20 protein-coding genes are annotated in these 25,937 nt (G+C 50.1%); 11 read left to right on the forward strand and 9 right to left on the reverse strand.

Features of this window, described 5'->3' with window-relative positions:
* Positions 1–232: 232 nt before the first annotated feature.
* The gene (locus tag CSR04_RS18610; RefSeq protein ID WP_102797830.1) at positions 233–1,069 is read left to right on the forward strand and encodes an HDOD domain-containing protein; all 837 of its coding nucleotides are present in this window, start codon (positions 233–235) and stop codon (positions 1,067–1,069) included.
* Positions 1,070–1,108: 39 nt separating this feature from the next.
* Here the strand turns inward: CSR04_RS18610 and rdgC are convergent, their stop codons facing one another.
* Both rdgC and CSR04_RS18620 read right to left on the reverse strand, forming a co-directional pair.
* Complete coding sequence (gene rdgC, locus CSR04_RS18615) at positions 1,109–2,011, reverse strand: recombination-associated protein RdgC (RefSeq protein ID WP_102797831.1); 903 nt, start codon at positions 2,009–2,011, stop codon at positions 1,109–1,111.
* Between the two features lie 75 nt (positions 2,012–2,086).
* Positions 2,087–3,817 carry a sensor histidine kinase gene (locus CSR04_RS18620; RefSeq protein ID WP_102797832.1) on the reverse strand — a complete coding sequence of 577 codons (1,731 nt, stop codon included), beginning with the start codon at positions 3,815–3,817 and terminating at the stop codon, positions 2,087–2,089.
* Positions 3,818–4,201: 384 nt separating this feature from the next.
* Here CSR04_RS18620 and phoB point away from each other — a divergent pair, with 384 nt between their 5' ends.
* The 4 genes from phoB (at position 4,202) to acnA (ending at position 10,007) form a co-directional block, all read left to right on the forward strand.
* A complete protein-coding gene (phoB, locus tag CSR04_RS18625) occupies positions 4,202–4,891 on the forward strand; it encodes a phosphate regulon transcriptional regulator PhoB (RefSeq protein WP_102797916.1) in 690 nt (229 codons plus the stop codon).
* A 17-nt stretch (positions 4,892–4,908) separates the two neighbouring features.
* Positions 4,909–6,234 (forward strand): phosphate regulon sensor histidine kinase PhoR, encoded by a 1,326-nt coding sequence (phoR, locus tag CSR04_RS18630; RefSeq protein ID WP_102797833.1) that lies wholly within the window; start codon positions 4,909–4,911, stop codon positions 6,232–6,234.
* On the forward strand, positions 6,215–7,168 hold the full coding sequence (locus CSR04_RS18635; RefSeq protein WP_102797834.1) for a PstS family phosphate ABC transporter substrate-binding protein: 954 nt from the start codon (positions 6,215–6,217) through the stop codon (positions 7,166–7,168). Before phoR ends, CSR04_RS18635 begins: the two co-directional genes overlap by 20 nt.
* Positions 7,169–7,292: 124 nt before the next feature.
* Complete coding sequence (acnA, locus tag CSR04_RS18640; RefSeq protein WP_102797835.1) at positions 7,293–10,007, forward strand: aconitate hydratase AcnA; 2,715 nt, start codon at positions 7,293–7,295, stop codon at positions 10,005–10,007.
* A 46-nt stretch (positions 10,008–10,053) separates the two neighbouring features.
* Here acnA and CSR04_RS18645 read toward each other — a convergent pair whose 3' ends face one another.
* Both CSR04_RS18645 and CSR04_RS18650 read right to left on the reverse strand, forming a co-directional pair.
* Positions 10,054–10,533: a MarR family winged helix-turn-helix transcriptional regulator gene (locus CSR04_RS18645; RefSeq protein WP_102797917.1), complete on the reverse strand. Its 480-nt coding sequence runs from the start codon at positions 10,531–10,533 to the stop codon at positions 10,054–10,056.
* A 44-nt stretch (positions 10,534–10,577) separates the two neighbouring features.
* Complete coding sequence (locus CSR04_RS18650) at positions 10,578–12,551, reverse strand: BCCT family transporter (protein ID WP_102797836.1); 1,974 nt, start codon at positions 12,549–12,551, stop codon at positions 10,578–10,580.
* A gap of 229 nt (positions 12,552–12,780) precedes the next feature.
* Here CSR04_RS18650 and CSR04_RS18655 point away from each other — a divergent pair, with 229 nt between their 5' ends.
* Complete coding sequence (locus CSR04_RS18655) at positions 12,781–15,249, forward strand: TonB-dependent receptor (protein ID WP_102797837.1); 2,469 nt, start codon at positions 12,781–12,783, stop codon at positions 15,247–15,249.
* A gap of 61 nt (positions 15,250–15,310) precedes the next feature.
* On the forward strand, positions 15,311–17,299 hold the full coding sequence (locus tag CSR04_RS18660; RefSeq protein ID WP_102797838.1) for a tetratricopeptide repeat-containing sulfotransferase family protein: 1,989 nt from the start codon (positions 15,311–15,313) through the stop codon (positions 17,297–17,299).
* A gap of 3 nt (positions 17,300–17,302) precedes the next feature.
* Here the strand turns inward: CSR04_RS18660 and CSR04_RS25015 are convergent, their stop codons facing one another.
* Entirely contained in the window at positions 17,303–17,479 is a 177-nt protein-coding gene (locus tag CSR04_RS25015) for a hypothetical protein (RefSeq protein ID WP_172449423.1), read from the reverse strand.
* 210 nt (positions 17,480–17,689) lie between these two features.
* Here CSR04_RS25015 and CSR04_RS18665 point away from each other — a divergent pair, with 210 nt between their 5' ends.
* The gene (locus CSR04_RS18665) at positions 17,690–18,295 is read left to right on the forward strand and encodes an outer membrane beta-barrel protein (RefSeq protein ID WP_102797839.1); all 606 of its coding nucleotides are present in this window, start codon (positions 17,690–17,692) and stop codon (positions 18,293–18,295) included.
* Here CSR04_RS18665 and CSR04_RS18670 read toward each other — a convergent pair.
* Positions 18,292–19,821: a cryptochrome/photolyase family protein gene (locus CSR04_RS18670; RefSeq protein ID WP_102797840.1), complete on the reverse strand. Its 1,530-nt coding sequence runs from the start codon at positions 19,819–19,821 to the stop codon at positions 18,292–18,294. The genes CSR04_RS18665 and CSR04_RS18670 overlap by 4 nt on opposite strands.
* A gap of 62 nt (positions 19,822–19,883) precedes the next feature.
* On the opposite strand from CSR04_RS18670, the gene CSR04_RS18675 reads away from it, so the two are divergent.
* On the forward strand, positions 19,884–20,144 hold the full coding sequence (locus CSR04_RS18675) for a DUF3081 domain-containing protein (protein WP_102797841.1): 261 nt from the start codon (positions 19,884–19,886) through the stop codon (positions 20,142–20,144).
* Between the two features lie 12 nt (positions 20,145–20,156).
* On the opposite strand, the gene trhA is transcribed toward CSR04_RS18675, so the two are convergent.
* Positions 20,157–20,792, reverse strand: coding sequence for a PAQR family membrane homeostasis protein TrhA (gene trhA, locus CSR04_RS18680; protein WP_245921738.1), 636 nt, complete (start codon positions 20,790–20,792; stop codon positions 20,157–20,159).
* 94 nt (positions 20,793–20,886) lie between these two features.
* On the opposite strand from trhA, the gene CSR04_RS18685 reads away from it, so the two are divergent.
* On the forward strand, positions 20,887–21,255 hold the full coding sequence (locus CSR04_RS18685) for a GIY-YIG nuclease family protein (RefSeq protein ID WP_425427708.1): 369 nt from the start codon (positions 20,887–20,889) through the stop codon (positions 21,253–21,255).
* Here CSR04_RS18685 and CSR04_RS18690 read toward each other — a convergent pair.
* Both CSR04_RS18690 and CSR04_RS18695 read right to left on the reverse strand, forming a co-directional pair.
* A complete protein-coding gene (locus CSR04_RS18690; protein ID WP_102797843.1) occupies positions 21,252–22,043 on the reverse strand; it encodes a potassium channel family protein in 792 nt (263 codons plus the stop codon). The two genes, CSR04_RS18685 and CSR04_RS18690, sit on opposite strands and share 4 nt — an antisense overlap.
* Complete coding sequence (locus tag CSR04_RS18695; RefSeq protein WP_102797844.1) at positions 22,043–22,945, reverse strand: DUF350 domain-containing protein; 903 nt, start codon at positions 22,943–22,945, stop codon at positions 22,043–22,045. The genes CSR04_RS18690 and CSR04_RS18695 overlap by 1 nt, the downstream gene beginning before the upstream one ends.
* A 137-nt stretch (positions 22,946–23,082) precedes the next feature.
* Here CSR04_RS18695 and glnE point away from each other — a divergent pair, with 137 nt between their 5' ends.
* A complete protein-coding gene (glnE, locus tag CSR04_RS18700; protein ID WP_102797845.1) occupies positions 23,083–25,926 on the forward strand; it encodes a bifunctional [glutamate--ammonia ligase]-adenylyl-L-tyrosine phosphorylase/[glutamate--ammonia-ligase] adenylyltransferase in 2,844 nt (947 codons plus the stop codon).
* Positions 25,927–25,937: the final 11 nt, after the last annotated feature.

The raw sequence follows: 25,937 nt of genomic DNA on the forward strand, positions 1-25,937 counted from the left end.
TAGTCCTGTCGCTTTTTTTATTGGGTGATGAAACGGTGGAATTGATTGCCACTGCTCTATCTTACTGTACTTTTAATGCGGAGCCCAACGCATGCACCATAACGGTTTAGCCGTTACATTCCTTTTACTTTTCCATAAATTAGATGATACTTAGGGCGTTTGCGGGGCTAATGGGTTTTTGCCGGGCCCCTTCAAGGGAAATAATCATAACGCCGCTAATAAAGGTTGGAATATGTCCACAGAAAACGCCTTACTGACAATACTGGTAGAGAAAATTAATAACGACACACTAGTGCTTCCCACCTTACCAGCTATTGCCCTGAAGGTCCGTCGCACAGCCGATGATCCCGAAGTGAATTTAAATAAAATGGCTGATGTGATTGGCCAGGATCCGGCTCTTAGTGCCAGGATTATCAAAATTTCCAATAGTGCGTATATGGGACGTACCGTTAAGGTGGAAACCATTCATCAGGCGGTGACTCGTATTGGCTTGAGACAGGTTAAAAACATTGCCACCGCCCTGGCCATGGAACAGCTGTTTGTTTCCAAGAATCAAATTGTGCATGAGCATATAAATCAGGTTTGGGAGCAGACCATTGATGTGGTGGCCAATGCTATGGCTGCCTTGCAAGTGCATACCGAGCAAACCAAACAAAAGCGCTTAAATCTGGACATCATGACCCTGGCTGCTTTGGTACACAATATTGGCGTGCTACCAATTTTTACCGAGGCTGAGCGTCACGACGATGTGTTTGCCAATCCAACTTTTCTGGCTGTCGCAGTGCAGAAATTATCCGGTCGTATCGGTGGTGTTATCCTCAAAGAATGGGGTTTCCATGAAGAGCTGGTGACGGTGGCAGAAAATTGGCGAAATATGACCTATTTGCCAGAACAGGTTACTTACCTGGATTTTGTCCGTTTAGGGGCGGCACTTTGTGGCCATATGGGCAGTCAGAAAGATGCGGTGATGAATATCAGTCAGCAAAAGGGCCTGTTTAAGGATTTGAGTGTACTGGAAGCAGACGAATTCAAAACTATGCGGGACAACGCCAAAGCCATTTTTCAGTGAGATACAGCCCGGCGTCTGCAGGCGCCGGGCCGATATTTATCAGTCTTGTTCAGACAAGGCAAAGGCCTGGTCAAGGGCTTTAATCAGCCGGATGACTTCGGCGGCCATCAGGCAAAAGTCTGCATCCATTCTGGCCAGTTGCTGGTCTTTGGGAATATCGTCGTTTTGCTCACGCAGTACATCACTGAATTTCAGGCGCTTCACCGTCAGGTCTTCCTGCAATAGTGCAGTGAGGGTCTCGTCCCAGTCCAGTGCGATTTTTTGTACCAGCTTACCATTTTGCAGGTGAAGCTGAATTTCTTCGGCATCCAGTGGCTGGTTTTTACAACGGATTATCGCGCCGTCCTCATCTGGTGATTTAAGCTCGGCTTCCTCCAGCAGGTCGAACCCCTGGGGAATGCTGTCACCTTTTAACCAGGCGGTCAGATCAGCGGCTAAACTGCGTCGACACAGTGGCACCACGGGTAAGGAGCCTATGGTTTTACGCAAATGAGCCAGGAAGGTTTCCGCTTTGCCATCGGCTGATGCGTCAACAACAACCAGATTGTCTTTTGTGGAGATAAAGCCAAAGGTATAACTGTCGCGGGTAAAAGCCTTGGGCAGCAATTGATGGGTTATTTCCTGCTTGAGCTCCTGCTTGGCCTTTTTGCCAACTGGTGCACCGGTTTCACGCTCAATCTTTTCAACTCGTTGCTCAAGCTCTGCGGCTACTACGGCACCAGGTAATAAGCGCTCCTGCTTCTTCAGGCTTAACAAGATGCGGCCGTCGGCAGCATGTACCAGGCTGTCTCCCTGCTTCAGAGGTGACGTCCAACCCATACTGGCGATGTCCTGGTTGCCACAGGGGCGAAAAGCCGCCTGGCTCAGCTTGTCCTGCAGGTCTTCAGGTGCTAAATCCAGAGGCTGGGAAAGGTGATAAATTTTAAGATTCTTAAACCACATGGGACATTCCGCTGCTTAAAAGAGGGCGCAGAGTAGCAGGGATTGGTCAGGATGTCAGGCTAAGGATAAAGGAGATTAATCACGCTTTACCGGGAAGTGAATGTTGTAACATAAACCTTTGCCTTCCTCAGATTGGGCGTCAATCTGACCATGTAAGGCCTGGGTGACCAGGTTGTACATAATATGGGTGCCTAAACCGCTACCGCCTCGCCCACGTCGGGTAGTGAAGAATGCTTCGAACAGTTTATTAAGAAGCTGTTGCGACAAGCCCTTGCCGTCATCTTTGTATTGGATATGAATATTGTCATCCTGACGGCTGACCTTAATTTGAATGGTACCGGCTTTCTTGTTCTCAAAGCCATGGATCAGGGAGTTCATAATCATATTGGTAAATATCTGCGCGATAATACCTGGGGCGCAGCGTACCTGCAGATGCGCCGGGCAATCCACTTCGATTTTATGCTGGGTCTTTTTAAAATTGGGTGCCAGTGACTGAATGATTTCCTGCAAGTATTCACCCAGGTCAAAGTCACGCTCGGCCTCACTGGTTTGGTCAACTGCTACTTGTTTAAAGCTGGCAATGAGTTCCGAGGCACGGTTCAAATTGGTCAGCAGCAAGGTGGCCGTTTGCTGGCCCTCATTCAGGAAGGTTGCCATGGTTTTGGCGGTCAGGCTCTTTTCATCAAAGGCATGCTGCAGACCCTTCAGGCGTTCCTGCAGGAAACTGGCAGCAGTGACGCCCACTCCCAATGGCGTGTTTACATCGTGGGCTATGCCAGCAACCAGACCACCTAGCGATGCCATACGTTCTGACTCAACCAACTGATCTTTTGCCATTTGCAGGGTTTTCATTGATTCGGCCAGTTCGGCATTCTTTTTCAGTAATTCTTCTTCGACTTTGCGGCGATTTTCATTTTCCTGCTTCAATTCTTTCTGATGCACCATCAACTCGTCTTTCTGCTGCTCCAGATCCAGCATTATTTTACTTAACGAGGCGGTCTTGCGCGCCACTTCCTGCTCCAGAGACAGGTTGTGTTCATCCAGTTTCAGATTGGCAGTACGCAGTTCGTCCTGCGCCTGATTCAGCTTATTCTGGAAGCGAATCAAATCATCAACCAATTGATTGTAGGAGTCCTGTAACACCTTTAGTTCATTTTCTTCGGTTAATCGTACGTGCAGCTTGGACTGCTCCAGACGATTGATATCAAATTTGCTGATTTGCTCCGTGAGTTCGGCCAAAGGGTCGGTGAGCATACGCCGGAAGGCATTCAGAAACAGGAAGATAAGAAAGGCGGTTTTAATAAAGGCGTTGCCGATTAAAAAGAAAATACCAACTTCGATGCGCCCGAAAATAATTTCAAAACTGGAGTACAGGGTAACGTCACCCACCTGTGAAGTACGCCCGGAAAATTCGAAAATCAGCGGAAAACTGTAGCCGAAGGTGCCACCGGCATGGTCGCGCATAACCCCTGTTGTGACGGGTTCCATCGGCTGTTTGTTAGTGCGGCCCAAATCCGCAATGTAATTGGCATTTTCATCGCGTATCTGCACACCATCGACGATGGGAAGTTCCATCAGTCCCTCTGCGATGGACACGGCCTGAGGAGTATTAAGTTCCCAAATGGCACGGGTCAGACTGGTGCTGAAGGTATTCTTAAGGGTTTGCAGTTCGCCTTCAATATGGTTTTTGGCGTTAAGGTATTCAGTGAAGATCTGACCAAGGGTGACGATCAGGGTGAGGATAAAATAAACCGAAAGTACACGGGTCAACAGCTTCTTTGACAGCCCTGTTTTTACTTTCGACATTGAATTTGACCCGCTCATCAGCCCACTCCTGTTAGACCAAGAATATGCGTAAAGGCAATATTAGACAAGCGTTTAGAATCGCTTAGCTGCAAGCATGTAAGATACCCTGCACTGGCGAAATGGCATGTGGCGCTGAATGTGGCTTTTTAACATTACTCAACACCAGGCTTCAGATAATTTAGTTTTAATCTGAAGCCTGGCCTGTCTGCAGCCATCCGTATGGCTTTTGCTGCTGGACTGGCAATTGCCAAGCGCAAAAATTATCATACCCCCATTCCCTGACAAGCTCAGGCGAATTTTGCATTGGCTTGTCAACAAGCTTTAATAAAACTGTCACAGATTCAACCAATAATTGCGGGCGTTTTCATGAAGAAGGTTAAAACCATGTCAAAAAGAGTGTTGCTGGTGGAAGACGAATCGCCCATTCGTGAAATGGTAAAATTCGTACTGGAGCAATCCGGTTTCGAAACCATGGAAGCGGAAGATTATGATGTGGCGTTGGAAATGGTTAAGGAACCCTATCCTGACCTGATCCTGCTGGATTGGATGCTGCCGGGTGGCAGTGGTGTGCAGTTGGCTAAGAAGCTGAAGCAACACGAACATACCCGTGACATCCCCATTATTATGTTGACCGCCAGGGGGGAAGAAGATGATAAGGTGCGCGGCCTGGACGCCGGTGCGGACGATTATGTGACTAAGCCTTTTTCACCCAAAGAGCTGGTGGCCAGGATGAAAGCGGTGATTCGCCGGGTAACCCCCACTTCTGGCGATGAACCAATCGAGTTCAATGGTCTGGTGTTGGACCCCATTTCTCACCGAGTAACGGCCAAGGAAGATCCACTGGATATGGGCCCGACCGAGTTTAAACTGTTGCACTTTTTTATGACCCATAGCGAGCGGGTCTATAGTCGTGAGCAGTTACTCGACAATGTCTGGGGTACCAATGTGTATGTAGAAGACCGTACCGTGGACGTACATATCCGTCGCTTGCGTAAAGCCATTTCCAGGCACAACCATGATGCGATGATTCAGACCGTCAGGGGGGCAGGGTATCGCTTCTCGGCTAAGGTCTGAACGGGTTAGACAAGGACATGTATTACCCCTTCTCCTGGTGGAAAATTATCGGTCGATTAGTCGGCTACTTTTTGCTGGCGCTATTGATTGGTCTTTACTTTGACAGTCTGGCCGTGGCGTTTGCCCTGGCCGCATTGTTACTGCTTGCTCAGCACTACTGGAATCTTTATCGGCTAAATCGCTGGCTATGGCACAGCAAAAAGATGACGCCGCCTAAAACCACTGGGGTTTGGGAACATGTTTATGAGGGGATTTATTACCTTCAGCGACGAAATCGTAATAAACGCAAGGAATTGGGGGCTCTGGTTAAACGTTTCCGTGAAGGGGCGGAAGCCTTGCCTGATGCCGCCGTGGTGGTGGATGCCAATGCCTGTATTTCCTGGTGTAACCGGCTGGCCAGAATCGAACTGGGACTGCGTTGGCCGGAGGATGCTGGCAGGCGGGTGGACAATCTGATTCGCCACCCACAGTTTATCGAGTTTTTTCACGAGGGTAATTTTGATTACCCCATCGAAGTCACTTCTCCTACCAATATCGACAAGATCCTTGAATACCGCATTATGCCTTATGGGGAAAAGCACCTGTTACTGGTGGCAAGGGACGTGACCCGAGTGACTCAGCTTGAGGAAATGCGCAAGGATTTCGTTGCCAATGTGTCCCATGAGTTGCGCACACCATTAACCGTGCTGAATGGCTATCTGGAAATGTTTAATGCCGATCCTCAGGCCTATCCCCCTGCTTTTATGCAAAAGGCGTTTGCTGAGATGACCTCACAAACCCGTCGCATGCAGAGCCTGATAGAACAATTACTGATCCTGTCGCGGATAGAAGCCAGCGCTGAACGGGTGTATGAAAAAATTGTTGATGTCCCGCAAGTGCTGGCGGCGATTCAGAGTGAGGCTGGTGCACTGAATCAGGACAAAGGCCATGACATTCAGTTTGAGGTTGATCCACAACTGCGTGTATTCGGCATTGAAACTGAGCTGCGCAGTGCGTTTTCCAACCTAATCTTCAATGCCATTCATTACACACCAGGCAAGGGCAGCATTCGGGTTGGCTGGCGTCTGCACAACAAAACCGCGGAGTTTTATGTGCAGGATAATGGTGACGGTATCGCCGAAAAGCACCTGACGAGACTGACAGAACGTTTTTACCGGGTGGATAAGGCCCGCTCACGCAAAACAGGTGGGTCGGGATTGGGGCTGGCGATTGTTAAACATGTGCTGACTCACCATAACTCTAAACTGGAAATTGACAGCGAAGTCGGCAAAGGCAGTCGTTTTTCTTTTCGTTTTTCAACCGAGCTTACCGTGGTGCACAGTCATGCCAGTAATCAGAATTAGTGCCGCGCTGCTGTCGCTGGCTTTATGCGTGTTGCCCGTTTCGGCCGACGAGTATCAAAAACAGCCTGGTGTGTCGGGTACCATCACCTCGGTGGGCTCTGACACTCTGGGTAATCTGATGACCTTCTGGGCAGAGGAATTTAAACGCTACTATCCCCATGTGGCGTTTCAGATTCAGGCCTCGGGCTCCTCTACCGCCCCGGCGGCACTGACCGAAGGCACTGCCAACGTTGGCCCCATGAGCCGGGACTTGAAAGAAAGTGAAATTGCCTATTTCAGCAAAGTGCATGGTTATCAGCCAACGGTGCTGAAAGTCGCCATAGATGCTATCGCCTTGTTTGTCGACCTGCACAACCCGGTGGCGGGGCTGAATCTGCAGGAGGTGGATGCTATCTTCTCAGTGACTCGCTACTGTGGTGGCCCGGAATCTATAGCATACTGGCATCAGCTGGGTTTACAGGGTAGCTGGAAGAACAAACGAATTCGTTTGTTTGGACGAAATTCGGTGTCTGGTACCTACGGCTTGTTTAAGGCTGAAGCCTTGTGTCAGGGCGATTTTCTGGCCACTGTGAATGAACAGCCCGGCTCCGCGTCTGTGGTGCAATCTGTGGCGTACTCAGATGGTGCATTGGGGTATGCGGGTTTTGGTTACAAGACTGCCGGGGTGAGAGCTTTGTCGATTGCCAGGCAAGGAAACCAGTATATCTCGCCCAGTATGGAAAACATCGCCTCGGGACAGTACCCCTTGTCGCGCTTTTTGTATCTGGTGGTAAACAAAGCGCCAGAACAGCCTTTGCCTTTGCTGGAAAGAGAATTTATCCGCTTTATTTTGTCTCCTGTCGGCCAGGATTTGGTGCGAAGGGACGGCTTTATTCCTGTGCCTGACAATGTCATTCGTCAGCAGTTACGCCTTATTGGAGTAGACATCGAGTAACCTTTTTCCTGTCAATCTGTTTGGCATCTTCTAAGCTTGCTTTTTAGGTATTGTGACCTTGAAAAAGTTCTTTTAAGCACCAGAGCTTAGAAAGTGTCGTGCTAAACATGGAAAAGGAGGCTGTATGCCATCACGCTACGCCCAGGCCGTCAGGTTGGAATTTGAGGGCCAAGAGTATCGTTACTATCCCTTCACCAGGCTGGCTGAGCAGCATTCAATATCCCGATTGCCTTTCAGTCTGAAAATCCTGCTGGAAAACCTGTTACGCCATGCTGACCAGGATTTTGTCAGCGATGAGGATATTCTGGCGCTGGTAAACTGGCAGCCAAAGCAGGAGCCAGACAAAGAAATCGCGTTTGTACCGGCCAGAGTGTTGTTACAGGATTTCACAGGCGTACCAGCTATTGTCGATCTTGCCGCCATGCGTGATGCCATGCAGGAGCTGGGGCAAGATGCGTCGCGTATCAATCCACTTTCACCGGTAGAATTGGTGATCGACCACTCCGTGATGGTGGACGAGTATGGCAACCAGGATGCCTTTGTACGTAATACTGAAATCGAGATGCAACGCAACAAGGAGCGTTATCAGTTTCTGCGCTGGGGTCAGCAGGCGTTTAATAATTTCCGCGTGGTGCCGCCTGGCACCGGTATTGTTCATCAGGTTAATCTGGAATATCTGGCCAGAGTGGTGTTTGAGCAGGATGATACCCTGTATCCCGACACTTTGGTGGGTACAGACTCCCATACAACCATGATCAATGGTCTTGGTGTGCTTGGCTGGGGAGTCGGGGGCATTGAAGCCGAAGCCGCTATGTTAGGCCAGCCGGTCAGTATGCTGATCCCTCAGGTGGTCGGAGTAAAACTTAGCGGTGAAATGCCCCAGGGTATTACCGCCACAGATTTGGTACTGACCGTGACAGAACAATTGCGCAAGCTGGGCGTGGTGGGCAAGTTTGTTGAATTTTTTGGGCCGGGATTGAGCCAGTTGAGTCTGGCAGACAGAGCGACTATCGCCAATATGGCCCCAGAATACGGCGCAACCTGCGGATTGTTTCCGGTGGACGAGGAGACCTTGTCATATTCACGCCTGACCGGGCGCAGCGAGCATCAGATTGGGCTGATTAAAGCCTATATGCAGGCGATGGGGTTATGGCATGACGCTAACGCCGCTGAAGCCGAGTACTCCGACTTATTGGAACTGGATTTATCCAGTCTTGAGCCTTCTATTGCTGGTCCCAAACGTCCTCAGGACAGATTAGCCCTGGGTGATGCTAAGTCGGCTTTTACTGCGATGATGGCCGAGCATAGTGAGGAACTGGCCCAGCGTATTGCTACCTTTGACGCCGAGGGCGGTGGTGCCGCTTCGGGGCAGTCGTCGCTGGCTGAACAAGGCCAGGCCAGGGTTAGCTACAAGGATCAGCAGTTTGATCTTAAGCATGGCGATGTGGTGATAGCGGCTATTACAAGCTGTACTAATACCTCCAACCCGGCTGTACTAATTGCTGCAGGGTTACTGGCCCGCAATGCCAGGGAATTAGGCCTTAACAGTAAACCCTGGGTGAAAACCAGCCTGGCACCGGGATCGCAGGTGGTCACTGATTATCTTGAACGGGCCGGGTTGCTGGATGATTTACAGGCTCTGGGTTTTTATCTGGTGGGGTATGGCTGTACCACCTGTATCGGCAATGCCGGACCATTGCCACAGCCCATTGGGGATGCAGTTAAACAGGCAAAACTGCTGGTTTGTTCAGTGTTGTCGGGGAACCGCAATTTTGAAGGCCGTATTCACCCGGATGTGCAGGCCAATTATCTGGCCTCACCACCGCTGGTCGTGGCGTATGCTATTGCCGGCAGTATGAATATTGATTTGCTCAAAGAGCCCATAGGTCAGGATCGTCAGGGTCGGGATGTGTATCTGGCCGATATCTGGCCCAGCAGTGAGGAGATCCAGCAGGCGATTCATGCCAATGTCAAAGCAGAGAACTTTAAAAGCAAGTATGCAGATGTGTTTAAGGGCGATGCCAATTGGCGCAGTTTGCCGGTGCCCCAAAGCGATCGCTATGCCTGGCCGGATTCAAGCTATGTACGTAAGCCCAGTTTTTTTGCCGGGCTGACCCATAAGCCCTCTGCCATCGAACCCATTAAAGACGCCAGGTGCCTGGTCAAGGTAGGCGACAGTATTACTACCGATCATATTTCGCCGGCCGGTTCCATCAAACCCGACAGCCCAGCTGGGAAATACCTGCAAGAGCAGGGGATCAAGCCGGTGGACTTTAATTCTTATGGTTCCCGTCGTGGTAATCACGAAGTGATGATGCGCGGTACTTTTGCCAACGTGCGGTTAAAAAACCAGTTGGCACCGGGCAGCGAGGGCAGTGTTACTTGCTACTTTCCTGACAACAAGCAAATGTCCATTTACGATGCTGCCATGGCTTATCAGGCTGCGGGTACGCCATTGATGGTGCTGGCAGGCCAGGAATATGGTACAGGTTCTTCTCGTGACTGGGCCGCCAAAGGGCCGATGTTACTAGGGGTTAAGCTGGTAATTGCGCAAAGTTATGAGCGTATCCACCGTTCCAACCTGGTGGGGATGGGGATTTTACCCTTGCAGTTTATGCCGGGGCAAAGTGCTGACTCTCTGGGGCTGACTGGTGAGGAGTACTTCGCCGTGGATGAGATTGGCCCTGATACGCGTGAGGTGAATGTGAGTGTGCGCAGCAAAGATGGACAATCGCAAAGTTTTGTCGCCAAAGTACGTATTGATACCCCCAACGAGTTTCAGTACTACCTGCATGGCGGGATCCTGCCTTATGTGCTGAGAAACCTGGCAGTTAAGTAGACCTCATTTGTCAGGAAGCCAGTGCCGCCAGATGGCGGTACTGGCGTTATAGTTTAGGCTTATCCACCTGGCCAATTTCTAATAGCGGCGAGGCATCCAGTTGTTCTGCATTCATCATCGCTGCAAGACGTTGCATGGATGACACCAACAGGCTTTGTTCCCAGTCTTTCAGGTCGTCAAAGCGGCGGATAAAATGCTCCTGCAACATTTGTGGTGCCGCTTGCAGTGCCTTGATGCCAGCATCGGTCAGATATACTCCGACCTTACGTTTGTCTTCAGTACAGCGTTGCCGGAGCACTAATTCGCGGCTCTGTAATCTGTCCAGAATACTGGTAATGGTAGCGGGGCTGAGGTTGGTATGATCGGCGATTTCTTTGACCATGGCACCGTTAAACCTGGTGATGGCACGCATCACCAGCAACTGTGGTCCGGTCAGCCCCACCTGACGCTCAAGTTGCTTGGAATGCAAATCAATGGCGCGGATTACTTTGCGCAGGGCTACCAGCAACTCGTCATGTTTTTCCATCTTACCGCCACTGTCAGAAATCATAGACCGTCTTTAATCAGACATTATCTCAGCATATGTAAAAAATGCATATGTTTCTGATATTGGTCGATAATATCGCCAATCACCGCCTGTTTGGACCAACCCATAATGCAATAATCCTGTCCCCCTTCTGACAAATGTACTTCGGCCCGGTAGTATTTCATGTCTTCGTCCATTTGCTGTTGGTCCACTTCCTGGCGGACAAACTTTGGTTGTATATGCCCCCTTGGCAGGACAGAATAAGTAAAATCCATCTCATCGCCGTGGCTGACTCTCAGCCTGATACTCTGCTGCTCACTGTCTTCCACCTCAGCCTGGATATGCTGGCGGTTTAACTCCCTGGCCACATCTTCACAGGCTGGCCGCACCACCTTTTGAATAAAGCGGCTAACAACCTCGCGGCTGGGATAATCAACGATATTGTGCAAACGCTCCTGCCAACTGCTGGTAGGTGCGGCGGCAAAGGTTGGCGCAACCGATAGTGTCAAACTCTCTCTCTTGTATACATCAACCCTTAACGCTTTCAGTAGTCCTAACATGGCGAGCAGTAACACCACCGCAAAGGGTAGGGCGCTGACAATGGTCATTGTTTGTAACGCCCCAAGGCCGCCAACCAATAACAGCACAATGGCCACCAAGCCTTCACCGCCAGCCCAATATACACGTTGCCAAAGCGGTGTGTCGTTGCGGCCATGGGAACACAACATATCCACGACCAATGAGCCGGAGTCGGCCGAGGTGACAAAAAACACAATCACCATTATTGTGGCAATCACCGATAAAACAGAAGAAAAGGGGAAATGTGACAAAAAGGCAAACAGGGCAATGGATACGTCGTCATTAACCATCTGGCCAAGTTCTGTGACGCCCTGAACAAAGATCATTTCAATCGCAGAATTGCCGAAAAAAGTCATCCACATCAGGGTAAAGCCCGATGGGATCAGCAACACACCCAGTACAAACTCTCGAATAGTGCGGCCGCGGGAGATACGGGCAATAAACAAGCCGACAAAAGGTGCCCAGGCTATCCACCAGCCCCAATAGAAGATTGTCCAGCCGCCCAGCCAGTCGGTTTTTTCATAAGCAAAAAGGTTAAAAGTATTGCGCACAATATCCGACAGATAAGCGCCGGTATTTTGCACAAAGGCCTGTAGCAAAAACACCGTGGGCCCGAGAATCAGTACAAACAGCAATAAACCGGCTGCCAGCAACATATTGAGTTCTGACAAACGCCGTATTCCTTTATCTAACCCGGTGACTACCGATATCACCGCCAGCAGTGTCACCGCGATAATCAGTATCACCTGGGTGGTGGTGCCAACAGGTACACCGAACAAATAGTTCAAACCGGTATTGACCTGCAATACGCCAAACCCTAACGAAGTGGCCACGCCAAACACGGTACCAATAACGGCAAAAATATCCACAGCATGACCCAGTGGGCCGTATATACGCTCGCCGATAAGCGGATATAACGCAGAGCGCAGGGTGAGTGGCAGGCCATGGCGATAACTGAAAAAGGCCATAATCAGGGCCACTATGGCGTAGATGGCCCAGGCATGCAGTCCCCAGTGAAAGAACGTCAGTTTCATCGCCTCCCTCACTGCGACGACGGTGCCAGGCTCGGCTACCGGGGGGGACAAATAATGCATTACGGGTTCGGCGACACCAAAGAACATTAGCCCTATTCCCATACCGGCAGAAAACAGCATTGAGAACCAGGTGAGTCTGGTGTAATCCGGCTTGGCGTGATCAGGCCCCAATCTTATCTCACCATATCTGGATGCACCCAGATACACCACGGTAACCAGAATAATGGCGACCACTAACACATAAAACCAACTGGCATTGTTGACAATCAGCGTCTGTAACCCCTGAAAAACACTATCTGCCTGATCCGGTGCCAGGGCGGCATAACCCATAAGCACGAAGATCAGCAAGGTCGCGGAATAAAACACCGGCGGATTGAGTTTAGCGGGGGACAATTCTTGGCTCACGGCAACCACTTTGATAATTAATTTGATGACGAATTATATTTTTAATTTGGTGAATTAGATAGTCTGCATTCTTTGCTCTTCTTGTCAGCGCTAAAGGCTGTTTTTCAGCAATTCATTGGCATCGCGTGACAAAGTATTGTGCTGGTGCATTTGATCCTGATGGTTTTCCCTTTAAAATATTAATTCGCACACAAATTAATAATGTGACAAAAAGGAACATCAAACACCCATGCTTATTCAGCGAAAACTCAGTATAGCTATACTCTCTGCCTTATCTGTCAGCAGCCCATTGCTTGCTCAGCAGCAACAAAATGACGGTGAAAAGTCTGGCAAAAAAGAGGTAGAAACCATCACCGTCACGGCCACCAAGCGAACGCAGAATATTCAGGAAACCCCTGTCGCGGTCCAGGCGTTGGGGGAGCGTACGCTTAAAGCGCTGGGGGTCGGCAACTTTGATGATTATGTGCGCTATATGCCAAATGTGACGTCAGGCGGCCGTGGACCTGGGCAGTCCAGTGTGTATATCCGCGGTATGTCAATTCAGCCTATCACTGTGATGCTATCGGGTGCCCAGGGCACCATGCCGAATGTGGCCTTGTATCTGGATGAGCAGCCAGTGACGGCTCCCGGTAGAAATCTGGATGTCTATGTAACGGATATTGAACGGGTTGAGGTGTTGCCAGGGCCTCAGGGTACTTTGTTTGGTGCCAGCAGCCAGGCCGGTACCGTGCGACTGATAACTAAAAAGCCGAGACTGGACGGCTTTGAAGCGGGCTTCAAAGCGTCTCTGGAAAGCACAAAAGACGGTGAGATGAGCAATGCGGTAGAAACCTACGTCAACTTGCCGCTAACTAACGATCTCGCAGTACGCGGCGCTTTTTATACAGTGCAGCGTGGCGGCTATATTGACAATGTGGCTGGGGAATTCACTCTCGACCCCGCCATTAACCCGGATTCCGCCGTTGCCGGTGTGGTGCCACCTGATACCACTTATACCTCGGTCAGTAACGTGCATCTGGCTGAAGAGGATTTTAACGACAGTTATTACCAGGGGTTTCGTCTGGGGGCCCGCTACTGGATTACCGAGAACTGGGAGTTGTTGGTACAGCATACCCAGCAACAGCTGGGGGCTGATGGGGTATTTGACTATGATCCCGAGGTAGGGGATTTGCAGGTGGAACGTTACTTCCCGGATGAACTGGAAGATACCTTTGGGCAAACGTCCTGGACTCTTAAGGGGCGTCTTGGCGCGCTGGATATGGTGTATACCGGTGCCTATCTGGATCGCGAAGTGGAGCAGTCCATTGATTACACCGGCTATAACAACTCCGGTGGCTTTATTGCTTACTACACTTGTACTTATACCAATCCGGATTACATCGTTAATTACGGTATTGATCCCAGTCTGATCACCGAAAACCGTCAATGCCTGGACCCCACCAAAGGCTTTAAGGGCTTTCAGGAACATAGCCGCCAGACCCATGAGTTCAGGGTCTCCACACCGGATTATGCTAAATGGCGCGCAGTGGCCGGGGTATTTCTGGATAAGGTCGATATTGAAACCCAGGATGATTTTGTCTATACCGCCACCCAGCATCTGGGTTTTGCACCTAATGCGCCCATTGCTGCGGCGAATAATATCAATCCCGATACCCGTCCTGCCGGCGTAGCGTTTTTCAATGACATTACCCGCAGCGAAGAACAAATCGCGCTGTTTGGGGAGTTTACCTATAAGTTCACCGACAGCCTGAGCGCCACACTGGGCCTGAGATACTATGATATGGAATCGGACTATACTGGCTCGTCCAACTTTGCCGATGGTATTTTTCAGGGCTCAGAGAATACCGATCGTGGGCGTGACTATGATGCCTCTGGGGGGCATAGCACCGAGCCTCTTAAAGCCGATGACTGGATCCCGAAGTTCAACTTAAGCTATCAGGCCAGTGACGACATATTGTTTTACGCCACCTACTCAGAAGGCTTCAGACCAGGGGGCTTTAACCGTGGTGGTGGCATTCCCTCTGCTAATCCTGACTTCCCCACAGTGGCCGTAACCTATCAGACCGATGATGTGACTAACTACGAGTTTGGCTGGAAATCCCTGCTGTTTGACCGTACTTTGCGGTTTAACGGTAATCTTTACTATGTGGAATGGTCGGATATGCAGGTGTCGCGTTTTGACCCGCAAAATGTGTCCATCCTGACCTTTATCGAAAACGCCGCAGATTCGGAAATCCGCGGATTGGAAGCCGATTTAGTCTGGAATGCCAGCGATAATCTGACTCTCTATGGCGCGTTTTCTTACAATGATACCGAGTTAACGGCGGTTAATGCCCAGGTGATTGAAATGGCGCCGGTTGGTAGTGAGTTACCACTGACACCCAAATTTCAGGGTACCCTAAGGGCCAGATATGCCTGGTATGCCGGTGCTTATGACGCCTATTGGCAGGTGGCCGCACAATATGCTGATGCATCCTGGAGTTCTATTGTGGCGGCCGACAGAAAACGTCAGGACAGTTACACCACGGTGGATGCCAGCCTGGGCGTGCGCAAAGATGCCTGGGGCGTGGAATTGTATATCCAGAATCTCACTGATGAGCGGGCCGATCTGTTTATCAATGACCAGGATGATATTACCCGCATTACCACCAACAGACCCAGAACCATAGGCTTGCGTCTGACTTATGATTATTTCTGATTAGTGCGTTTAATTTTCAGGGCGGTGGCGACCGCCCTGACTTTTTAGGTGTGAAGTACAATTGAAACAACATAATGAAGCCAGACACAGGCAATTGGCCCTGATTCGCCAGGACGTCAATCAGGGGCGCTTTTCCCAGGCTAAAGCGCAGCTTACAGACTTGCTTAAGGCCGATGGCAATGATCAGGAAGCCTGGTACCTGCTCGCTGTTTCGCAGCGCTATCTGGGGGAACTGGACGACGCGCTGAGCAGTTTACAGACCTTACGTTTGCTGGACCCAGGTTACGGCCGACTTTACCAGGAAATGGGCCATTGTCTGCTTGCTGGTAAGGAAACCGCCCGGGCAATTATGGCGTATCGTCAGGCTGTGCAATTTAACCCGGCACTGCTGGCCAGTTGGCAGCGGCTCGCAGAGCTATTACCTGAGTCTGATCCTGGCCACCAGCTGATGGTGGCCAATGTCCGCGAACTTAAGGCGCTACCAATTGAGATACAAAGCGCCACCAGTATGTTGCATGAAGGCAAGTTACTTAAAGCCGAACAACTTTGTCGCCATTACCTGCAGCACCATCCCCGACATGTCAATGCCATGCGCTTGTTGGCGCAGATTGGCTTGAAACACTATGTATTGGATGACGCTGAATTTCTGCTTGAGAGCTGTCTGGCGTTTGAACCGGCGCATTTGGGAGCGAGGCAGGACTATGTGCTGGTTTTGCACAAAAGACAGAAATATCAGCAGGCCCTGCAACAAGCAAGGACTTTGCTGGATGCCGATCCTGACAATGGCCATTATCAAATTCTGCTTGCCAATCAATTGGTCGCGGTGGGGCAATTTGAGCAGGCTTTGAGCCTGTATCAGCAAGCCTGGCAGTTGATGCCAGGCAACGCCCATATTCCCTTGTTGCAAGGTCATGCGCTAAAGACTTTGGGGCAACATCAGCAAGCAGTGCAGGCCTATCAACAGGCTATCGAAGCCAGGCAAGATTTTGGCGATGCCTACTGGAGCCTGGCCAATCTGAAGACCTACCGTTTCACTCCTGCTCAGATGGCTGATATGCAAAGCCTGGCCGAGCAGCAGACAGTGTTGCCTGAGGATAAAATTCACCTGCACTTTGCCTTGGGTAAGGCCTTTGAAGACAGTGAAGAATATGAAAATGCCTTTATTCACTACAAGCAGGGCAATAGCTTAAAAAAAGCCGCGCTGCATTACAGCGCAGAGAAGTTCAGCCAGGAAGTGAATGGGCAGATCCAACACTGTGATACAAGTCTGTTCAGCAGCAGGCAAGGCATGGGCTGTGCGGATGATGCGCCCATTTTTATTGTTGGTTTGCCAAGGGCCGGGTCCACCTTACTGGAACAAATTTTGGCCTCTCATTCCATGGTGGATGGCACTATGGAACTGCCTAATATTCTCGCTACTGTGCATCGGCTTAAGGGGCGAAGAGCCAGTGCTCCAGCTTATCCGGCCAACCTGCATGAACTAAGTGCTGAACAACTGCTGGAACTGGGCGAGGCCTATATTCGTGATACCCGCATTCATCGCGGGCAGGGGCGTTATTTTATCGATAAAATGCCTAATAACTTCCGCCACATTGGTTTGATTCAGCTGATTCTGCCTAACGCCAGAATTATTGATGCCAGACGCCATCCCATGGCCTGCTGCTTTAGTGGCTTTAAACAGTTGTTTGCCGAAGGACAGGAATTTTCGTATGCCCTGTCTGATATCGCCGCTTACTACAGGGACTATTTACGCTTGATGGCGCATTGGGACAAGGTTTTACCCGGGAAAGTGTATCGGCTCCAATATGAGCAACTGGTGGCAGATTTTGAATCACAGGTCCGGCAACTGCTGGATTTTCTTGGCTTGCCATTTGAACGAGCTTGTTTGGACTTTCATCAAACCCGCCGGGCAATCAAGACCGCCAGCTCAGAGCAGGTTCGTCAGCCGCTTTATCAATCAGGGCTTGAACAGTGGCGACATTTTTCGCCCTGGTTAGGCGAACTACAACAAGGGCTGGGTAGCGATGTGTTGGCAGACGTTGGCCACTAGGCATTAGCCTTCGGTATGACTATGTTGCTCGATATAGGACTGTATAAAGCTGCGCAGTTCTTTTGCCGCGTTACTGTCTTGCTGCTCGCACAATTCAATAAAAGTGTTACGCATCTCTTTATCGATACGGATAAGTAATTGACTGTCCTTCTTTTTTTTCTTTTTGTCTTTGCTGGGCATCGCGGCACGAGTTGGCGGGGAATGGTGCGGGAATTTTACCCTGCTGGGCTTTTATGTCAATTTTGTTACATGCTGCACTGTGTGCTGCGCTACGATAAAATTTTTGTGAACTCAGAGGCTTGAGCGGCTAGACTATAGCGGTTTAAATCTGCGCTTTTGTTTGTTGGCGGCCAGGCATGGCCGATGGCAAATTAACTTGGAAATGGAAAAATGAAGAAAACCTTAATTCCTGCACTTTTAATGGGTCTGTTTACCAGTACAACGGCTGTGGCTAACAATATGTATGGATTGCTTTCGGCCGGTTATGCGGATGCCAAGCAGGGGCAGGCGGGTGGTAAGGGCGTGGGCTATAGCTTTGGTATGGGCTATGAATTACATCGTCAGTGGGTGCTGGAAGGCGGCTTTCAGCAGCTTTTGGATGAACAGGGGGATGCGCCGAGCCTGACCAATCTGGGTTCAGAAGATAGCAGCAGTATCAAGGCCGATGCCCTTTATCTGGCTTTGCTCGGTAAGGCGTCTTCGCAAGCCGGTACGCTGTTTTACCGGGTTGGTGTCATGAGCGTCAAACTGGAGTCGCAGGCTGTGATTGCGGCTAATCAAAGTTGTGAACGCGGTGATGCTATTGCGCTGAGCGTTGAAGGCACTGCAGCTCTGTCCTGTGAGCTGGACAAAACCATTGTTGCCGGTGTGGTCGGCTTAGGCTTTGATTTCCGCTTGTCGGATTCTCTTGATCTGCGTATTGAAGCCCAACATGTCAGAGGTGCCGAGGATTTTGAAGCCAATATCGGCCAGATCGGCATCCGTTATAATTTCTAAAGACTGTCAATACGCCTGATTAAGCCATCCGCCCAGTGGCGGATGGCAGAACGCTGTTCATGACTTTTCTTGTGCCATTGGCTGACCATCAGCGCCATTCTTGGGTTGGCGGCAAATTCCTGCTGGTGAATATCAATAAAACGCCAGTACAGCGAATTGTATGGGCACGCCTTGTTGCCGGTCAGCAACTTCGGCGAGTAGGGGCAATGCTGACAGTGACTACCCATTTTATTTAGATAATTGCCGCTGGCGGCATAAGGTTTGCTGGCTAACAAGCCACCATCGGCATACAGCGCCATCCCCAGGGTATTTGGTAGCTCCACCCACTCAAACGCGTCGATATAGACAGCTAAATACCACTGGCAAACCTGTTTTACGTCCAGGCCAGCCAACAGGGCAAAATTTCCGATCACCATCAGTCTTTGTATATGATGTGCATAGGCCAGATGCAGCGAGTTGCCCACTGCCTGCTGTACACAGCGCATTCGCACTGTGCCCTGCCAGAACCATTTGGGTAACGGATGTGTGGCATTAAAGTGATTGTTGTTGGCGTAGTCCTCGCCGCAATGCCAATAAAGGCCACGCACGTATTCACGCCACCCCAGTACTTGTCGGATAAAGCCCTCCACCGCATTAATGGGAGCTTGTCCCTGATAATAGGCCGCTTCAGCCCGACGACAGACAGTTATGGGGGCTAATAATCCCAGATTGATATAAGCCGACAACAGGCTATGAAATACCCCTGGTTCATCATCTGCCAGGGCATCCTGATAGTCGCCGAAATTGGCCAGACGGGTCTGGATAAAGTCGTCAAGCGCTTGCTCTGCCTGACAAGCTGTGACGGCAAAGTGAAAGTGTTCCAATCTGCCAGGGTTTTGTGCAAATTCCTTTTCCACCAGAGCCAGCACCTTGGTGGTTATATCATCTGTATCAAATCGCTGTGCTTTTGGGGGGGTAAGGTTGGCCGGCCAGGCCCGACGATTGTGTTTATCAAAATTAAATTTTCCGCCCTCTGGATTCGAGCCTGACATCAGCAGACCGGTCTGCCGTCTTGCCCACTGATAAAAGTGTTCCATTCTGGGCTGCTGTTTACCAGCAAACCAGTCAAGCATCTGCTGGCGAGAGAAGATAAAGTGGTGACTGTCGAACTGTCTGACCGGCACAGGCAGGCTATCCGCCCATTGGTTAAACTGGCTTTGTAGCCTGTGCTCACCCGGTTCAACCAGGTAAAGGGCTTGATAGGCGAAACAACTAAGCTGATACTGAAGTAAGGCATCAAAGCTTTGCCAACGGTCTTTTGTGTCAGTGTATTGGTAGTAATGCACGCTGAAGCCCTGTTGCATTAAGGCCGCGGCAAAATGACGCATGGCAGAAAAGACCAGTGCAATCTTTAACTTGTTGTGCGGCACATAACTGGCTTCGTCCGGCAGTTCTGCCATCAGAATATGGTCGGTGGCAGGGTTAAGATGTTGCAGTACGGGGTGCTTTAAACACAGTTGGTCCCCCAGCAATAGCAGTAATTTCATTAACAGACGACGGTTGTGTAGGTTTTGAGTTAATTCGTAGCAAACGGAGAAAGGGATCACTTATGAAAAATGAATTCGACAGTCATTTCGTGCTTGCGGTGTTCGAGAAGATTCGCAGTCATGGCAAACATCAGGATGATGCGTATACATTGGAAGGGGTTAAGGCCTATACGGATTTTGACGGGTACACCCTGTTTATTGAAGATGCGTCGGTAAAGCTGAGTTTCGGCTTTCATAACCAATACCACTTTGATTATGAAAAAGTCGAGCAAATGGAACAGTTTGAGAAAAAATTGCGGTATATTGATGCCAGCTATGCATAGTGGTGTATCACCCTAAGCTGGCATAACGAAATAATAAATAGACAGATAATGACAAGTGCAGCCAGCGACCACAAACAGATGCCAGACGGCGTGGGTAAACTGGTAACGTTTGGCCACGTAAAATAACACGCCGATACTGAAACAGAGTCCGCCGGCAACCAGCAACCACATGCCGGCACCGGGCAGGGCCTGGTACAAAGGATAGATAAAAGCCAGGGACAGCCAACCCATAAACAAATACAAGGTCAGGGACAAACGGGGAAAGCGGTGTCTGGCCAGCCATTTGAAGGCAACACCGGCCAGGGCAATACTCCAAATAAGTACAGTGCCCAAGGTGCCAACCCATCCCCCCACACTGACCAGCATAAATGGTGTGTAAGTCCCTGCTATCAATAAATAAATAGCACTGTGGTCGAACAACTTCAGCCAGCCTTTGAGTTTTTGATGAGTGACGGCGTGATATATGGTAGAGCTGAGAAACATCAGCAATAATGAACTGCCATATATACTGGAAGCAGTTATCGCCAGGCCGGATTCGCTACGCAACAACAGTAATACCAATCCAATGATGGCGACAATAAAGCCGATACCATGGCTCAGGGCATTGAGCCACTCTTCTGCAATGGAATAAGGGCGTTGCGTGGACAAAACGGTTTCCTGAAAGCTGATAATGGCGGTAAGTATAGAATTTCAGCGAACAACTGTACACTGAAAATATTGTGTGAGGAGTGAGGAGTGAGGAGTGAGGAGTGAGGAATTAGACCCAAGGTTATCGGAGCCGGTTGCTGGTGATAAACCACCGTGCAACGGTGAAGTACAGCAACCAGATGCAGTTTGCTGGTATCTGTATATTGTGGAGAATCGTCTGGGGCATTGGTACACAGGGATCAGTACCGAGCCTGCAAGGCGTTTTGAAGAGCATCAGTCAGATTTGGGTAAAGGCGCTAAAGCCCTCAGAGGCAAGGGGCCATTAAAACTGAAATTCTGTCAACAAGTAGGGGATCGCAGCCAGGCCAGTCGAGCAGAATATCGGGTCAAACAACTGCCAAAAGTACAAAAACGCAGGCTGATCGAAGGGCTGTTAAGCCTGGCTGAACTGCTGGAAACCTAAGGCATATCCTTTGGGGGCGGTTCACTTTTCTGTGCAGTGTTTTGCTGATGCATGTCCATCAGCATACGTTGTATGTCACTTATCTGGCTTTGCAGATTTTCCACCTGATCGTGGATTTCATGAATACGGCGGTTTTGTACGGCGAGCTGATCTTTTTCTGCCGGGGTAATAAAAAACGATGCAATATAACCAGAGATAACCCCAAACAAACTGACACCACTGATAATCAATAGCACGCTGACGATTCTGCCAGCGGTGGAAACCGGATAGTAGTCACCATACCCAACGGTGGAGATGGTAACCAGGCTCCACCAGATAGCATCTTCTGCGGTGGTGATGTTGGCTCCGGGTAAATCGTGCTCAATCAGATAAATAGAGAGTCCGGCTGCGCCAATAAGCAGTACCAGGGTAACCATCATAGTGGCCAGGGTGGTCTGAATGCGGTCTTTCAGCGAAGGTAAAGCCAGATGGCGGGTTTGCTTAAGCAGGCGAATCACCCGCAGTACCTGCAGGAAGCGGGCAAAGCGGAAGGGCTCTATCATGGGAATACTGGCGACAAAATCTATCCAGTGTTCCTTAAAATACGTGGTTCTGTTTTTGGCCACCAACAGGTTGTAGGTGAAGTTCAACAAAAACAGCATGCAAATCAGGGTGTCCATAAACACCAGATAACTGTGTACATCTCTGGGCAGATCCATCAGTACCAGCACGCAAATATTGATGACCGCCACCAGCGACAGCACCATCATGCCGATATCAAAGGCACCGAGTTTATGTCCGCGAGCCATCAGGACACCAACCCAAGTAACAATAACGCCATACCTATAGTCAGGGCCATTTCAACGCTGGCCAGTCCGACATTATGTTGATGATCCACTTCCCGTACCAGATTAATACCGGGTAAAACCAATCGTTTGGCCGCCCAGGCCAGTGCGAACGTCAGCAAGGTAAACAGCATGGCCAGGAACAGCCAGTTCAGCAGGTTACTCACATAAGCAGCGGGATGATATTCGAGCAACTGACTGGCGGCACTCACCGCAAAGGCGGTACCCAATAATAAGCCGCCATGCTGAATGGCCAGGGCCACCTGACCACGTACCAACACGTCCTGCATAGAGTCGTTCTGATTGTCCTCGGCAAAGCGTCTTTCCATTAAACGGGTTGTGACCAACATAACGGCCAGGGTGACAATAAAACCACTGAGAACCGCGATACCGCTGTGTATATCAAAACCTTCTGTCCACAGCAGGACACTTCTGATCATAATGGCGATGGCAATAGAGCTGGCGCCGTCAACCAGGGCGATACTGACATTGCGGCCAAGGATCTGCTCACGCTTATCCAGTCTGTCCAACACCAGTCTGTCATGAACAAAGCGCCCGATTTTAATCAGCAGTATGCCGACAACGCCATAAACCAACATTTGAATGGACTGGGCAAGATAGTCTTCGGAAGAGGCTTTTTCCGCTGCGCTCCATAAGATGATGGACAGTGCCAGCAAACTGGAGGCAATACTGATACCAAAGGCAAAATTGTCTTTGCCGGAAAGCTGGTCATTGCCGTCCACCCTTGTCCAGACACCAAATACCCAGCGCATCAATACCAGTAACAACAGTGCAATCACTATATCCAATCCCTGGTACAGTAATGCCTGCGGAGAAAAAGTTAACGCTATCAGGTCTGAATTCATTTGACCTTTATTCTTTATTCACCAAGACCTCAATTATTCAGTAGGTTAGCTATCAATCGCAAGTCTATTGGTAGGATTGAGTGGAACTGGCATTATTAGCCATAACTTCATTGTACTTTTATCAGTAAGGAATTTTGATGCAATCAACCATGCCGGCGGCTCTATTGGACATTAGTGAGAAGCACTGGGCGCTGCTGCTGGAAAAATACCCGCAGCATCCGTGGTTGGTTGAATATAAAACACAGGTCTTGCCACTGTTCGGCCTTAGTGACTTTATTGCCAGAAGCTGCTGGCAGGACATTGATATTTTGCAGGATCTGCTGCAAGGCCAGGGATTAGTAGAGGGCGTTCCTGACTACGACAACTTACTAAGGGCGCAGTTGCCTGCTGATGTTAATGATGAGGCGGGCCTGCATAAAGTGCTGCGTCGCTTCCGGCGTCATCAGATGGTACGAATCGCTTGGTTGGATCTGACATCGAGGCAAAGTATTGATACGTCGCTGAAGCAGGTTTCCAAACTTGCCAACGCCCTTATTCAGAATGCCTGTGACTGGTGCTATCGCCATTTGCAGGCGCGTTATGGCACCCCCATGTATCAGCGGACAGCACAACCCATGCTGGTAATTGGTATGGGAAAACTGGGGGGAGAAGAGCTGAATTTTTCCTCTGATATTGACCTGATATTTTGCTACCCCGAGCAAGGCGAAACCCTAGGGGGACGTAAAATCCTGGAAAATCAGCAGTTCTTTACCAAGCTGGGGCAGAAACTGATCAGTGCTTTGAATCAGGTGACGGCCGATGGTCAGGTTTTTCGTGTGGACATGCGCCTACGCCCATTTGGTGAAAGTGGTCCGCTGGTGATGCATTTTTCAGCACTGGAGGATTATTATCAGGAGCAAGGGCGTGAATGGGAACGTTATGCCATGGTCAAAGCCAGGGTGATTAACCCTGTCGTCCCCCATACCGATGATCTAAAAGCCATTTTGCGGCCATTTGTGTTTCGTCGCTATATGGATTACTCCGCCATCGAAGCTCTGCGTAATATGAAGCGCCTGATTAGCCAGGAAGTGCGCCGTCGACAACTCACCGACAATATAAAGCTGGGGGCTGGTGGCATTCGGGAAGTGGAATTTATTGTTCAGGCCTTTCAACTAATTCGTGGCGGCCGGGAGGCGGCATTGCAGCAACCGGGTTTGTTTGAGGTGCTTGAAGAACTCAAATTACGGCAATGGCTGGCAGAGGACGATGCAGACAGCCTGGGTGAAAGTTACCGCTTTCTGCGCAAGGCGGAACATCACCTGCAACAGTTTAACGATGCGCAAACTCAGACACTGCCAGATAACGACATCGACCGCCAGCGTTTGTGCCTGGCCATGGGATACCCTGACTATACGAGTTTTTGCCGGGCCCTTGAACAACATATGCAGACTATCCATGGCCAGTTTCAGGAACTGATTGGTGACGAAAACGAGCAAGGGGCCGATGAACAGATCAGTGAGTTGCAGGATTTATGGAACCTGCCGCTGTCAGATGGCGAAGCGCTGACTTTACTGCAAAATCTGTTGCAAACGACTGTTGCCGAAGCCTTCTGGGCAGAGCTGAGGGATTTTGCCCAGGACATGCGCGCGCGCGCCATAGGCCCAAGAGGCAGGGAATCGTTGGATAAACTGATGCCCTGGGTGCTTAATGCCTGTATCAAAGACTCAAATCAACCACAGTTGGTATTACAGCGTCTGACCGGAGTGGTAAAAGCGGTTTGCCGAAGAACGGCCTATCTGGATTTGTTACTGGAAAATCCTGGAGCCCTGGCGCAACTGGTCAGGCTGTGTAACGCCAGTCCCTGGATTGCCGAGCAGATTGGTCGTTTCCCTATCTTGCTGGATGAGTTACTTAACCCTCAGCATTTGTATCAATTGGCGCCGCTGGATGGTTACTTTAACGAATTACGCCAGTTTATGCTGCGTATCCCTGAACAGGATTTAGAAGCCCGCATGGAAGCCATGCGGCAATTTAAATTGGGGCAACAACTGAAGATCGCCGCCGCTGATGTCACTCATGTGCTGCCACTGATGAAGGTCAGTGATCATCTGACCTTTCTGGCCGAAGCGATGATTAAACAGGTGGTGCTGGACGCCTGGCAACAGATGACGGAACGTTATGGACGTCCGGCCGGGCTAGAAGGCAGTGATTTGGGCTTTGGTGTCATCGCTTATGGCAAGTTAGGGGGGATTGAACTGGGATATGGTTCAGACCTGGATCTGGTGTTTGTGCACAATTGTGACAGCTGTGAAGATACCGATGGGCCTAAAGCCATTGAATCCCGCCAGTTTTATCTGAAGTTGGCCCAGCGGATTATGCACCTGTTTAACACCAAGACAGCCTCGGGGGATCTGTACGAAACCGATTTACGATTGCGTCCATCGGGGAATTCCGGGCTGTTGGTTTGCCATATTAACGGTTTTGCCGAATATCAGCGTGCTGAGGCCTGGACCTGGGAGCACCAGGCGTTGTGTCGCAGTCGCTTTGTGTTTGGCGATGAGACCCTGGCCAAAGCATTCAGACAAACTCGCCAGGACATACTCTGCCAGCCCAGAGATAAGCAAAAGCTGGCGCAGGACGTACGGCAGATGCGAGAAAAAATGCGCGAACACTTGCAGGCCGGACAAGGCTTTGATCTTAAACAGGGCAGTGGCGGCATCGCCGATATAGAGTTTCTGACCCAGTACTGGGTGTTGAGCGAAAGCCATCAGCAACCGGCCTTGTGCTTCTGGTCTGACAATGTGCGTATCCTTGAAAGTCTGCAACAGCATCAGATCATCAAGCCGGAATGGGCCAAGGCGCTGACCGAAGCATACCTGGCTTATCGCAACGCTGGTCACCGCTATGTTCTGGACGGTAGGAGTGCCGTGGATGACAGTGGTCAGTTTGAAACATTGCGTGAACAGGTGCGGCAGATCTGGCAACAAACCCTGGGGGGATAATTTATCTGCGG

It is taken from the genome of Bowmanella denitrificans (assembly GCF_002887595.1).
GTDB classification, from domain to species: Bacteria; Pseudomonadota; Gammaproteobacteria; order Enterobacterales; family Alteromonadaceae; genus Bowmanella; species Bowmanella denitrificans.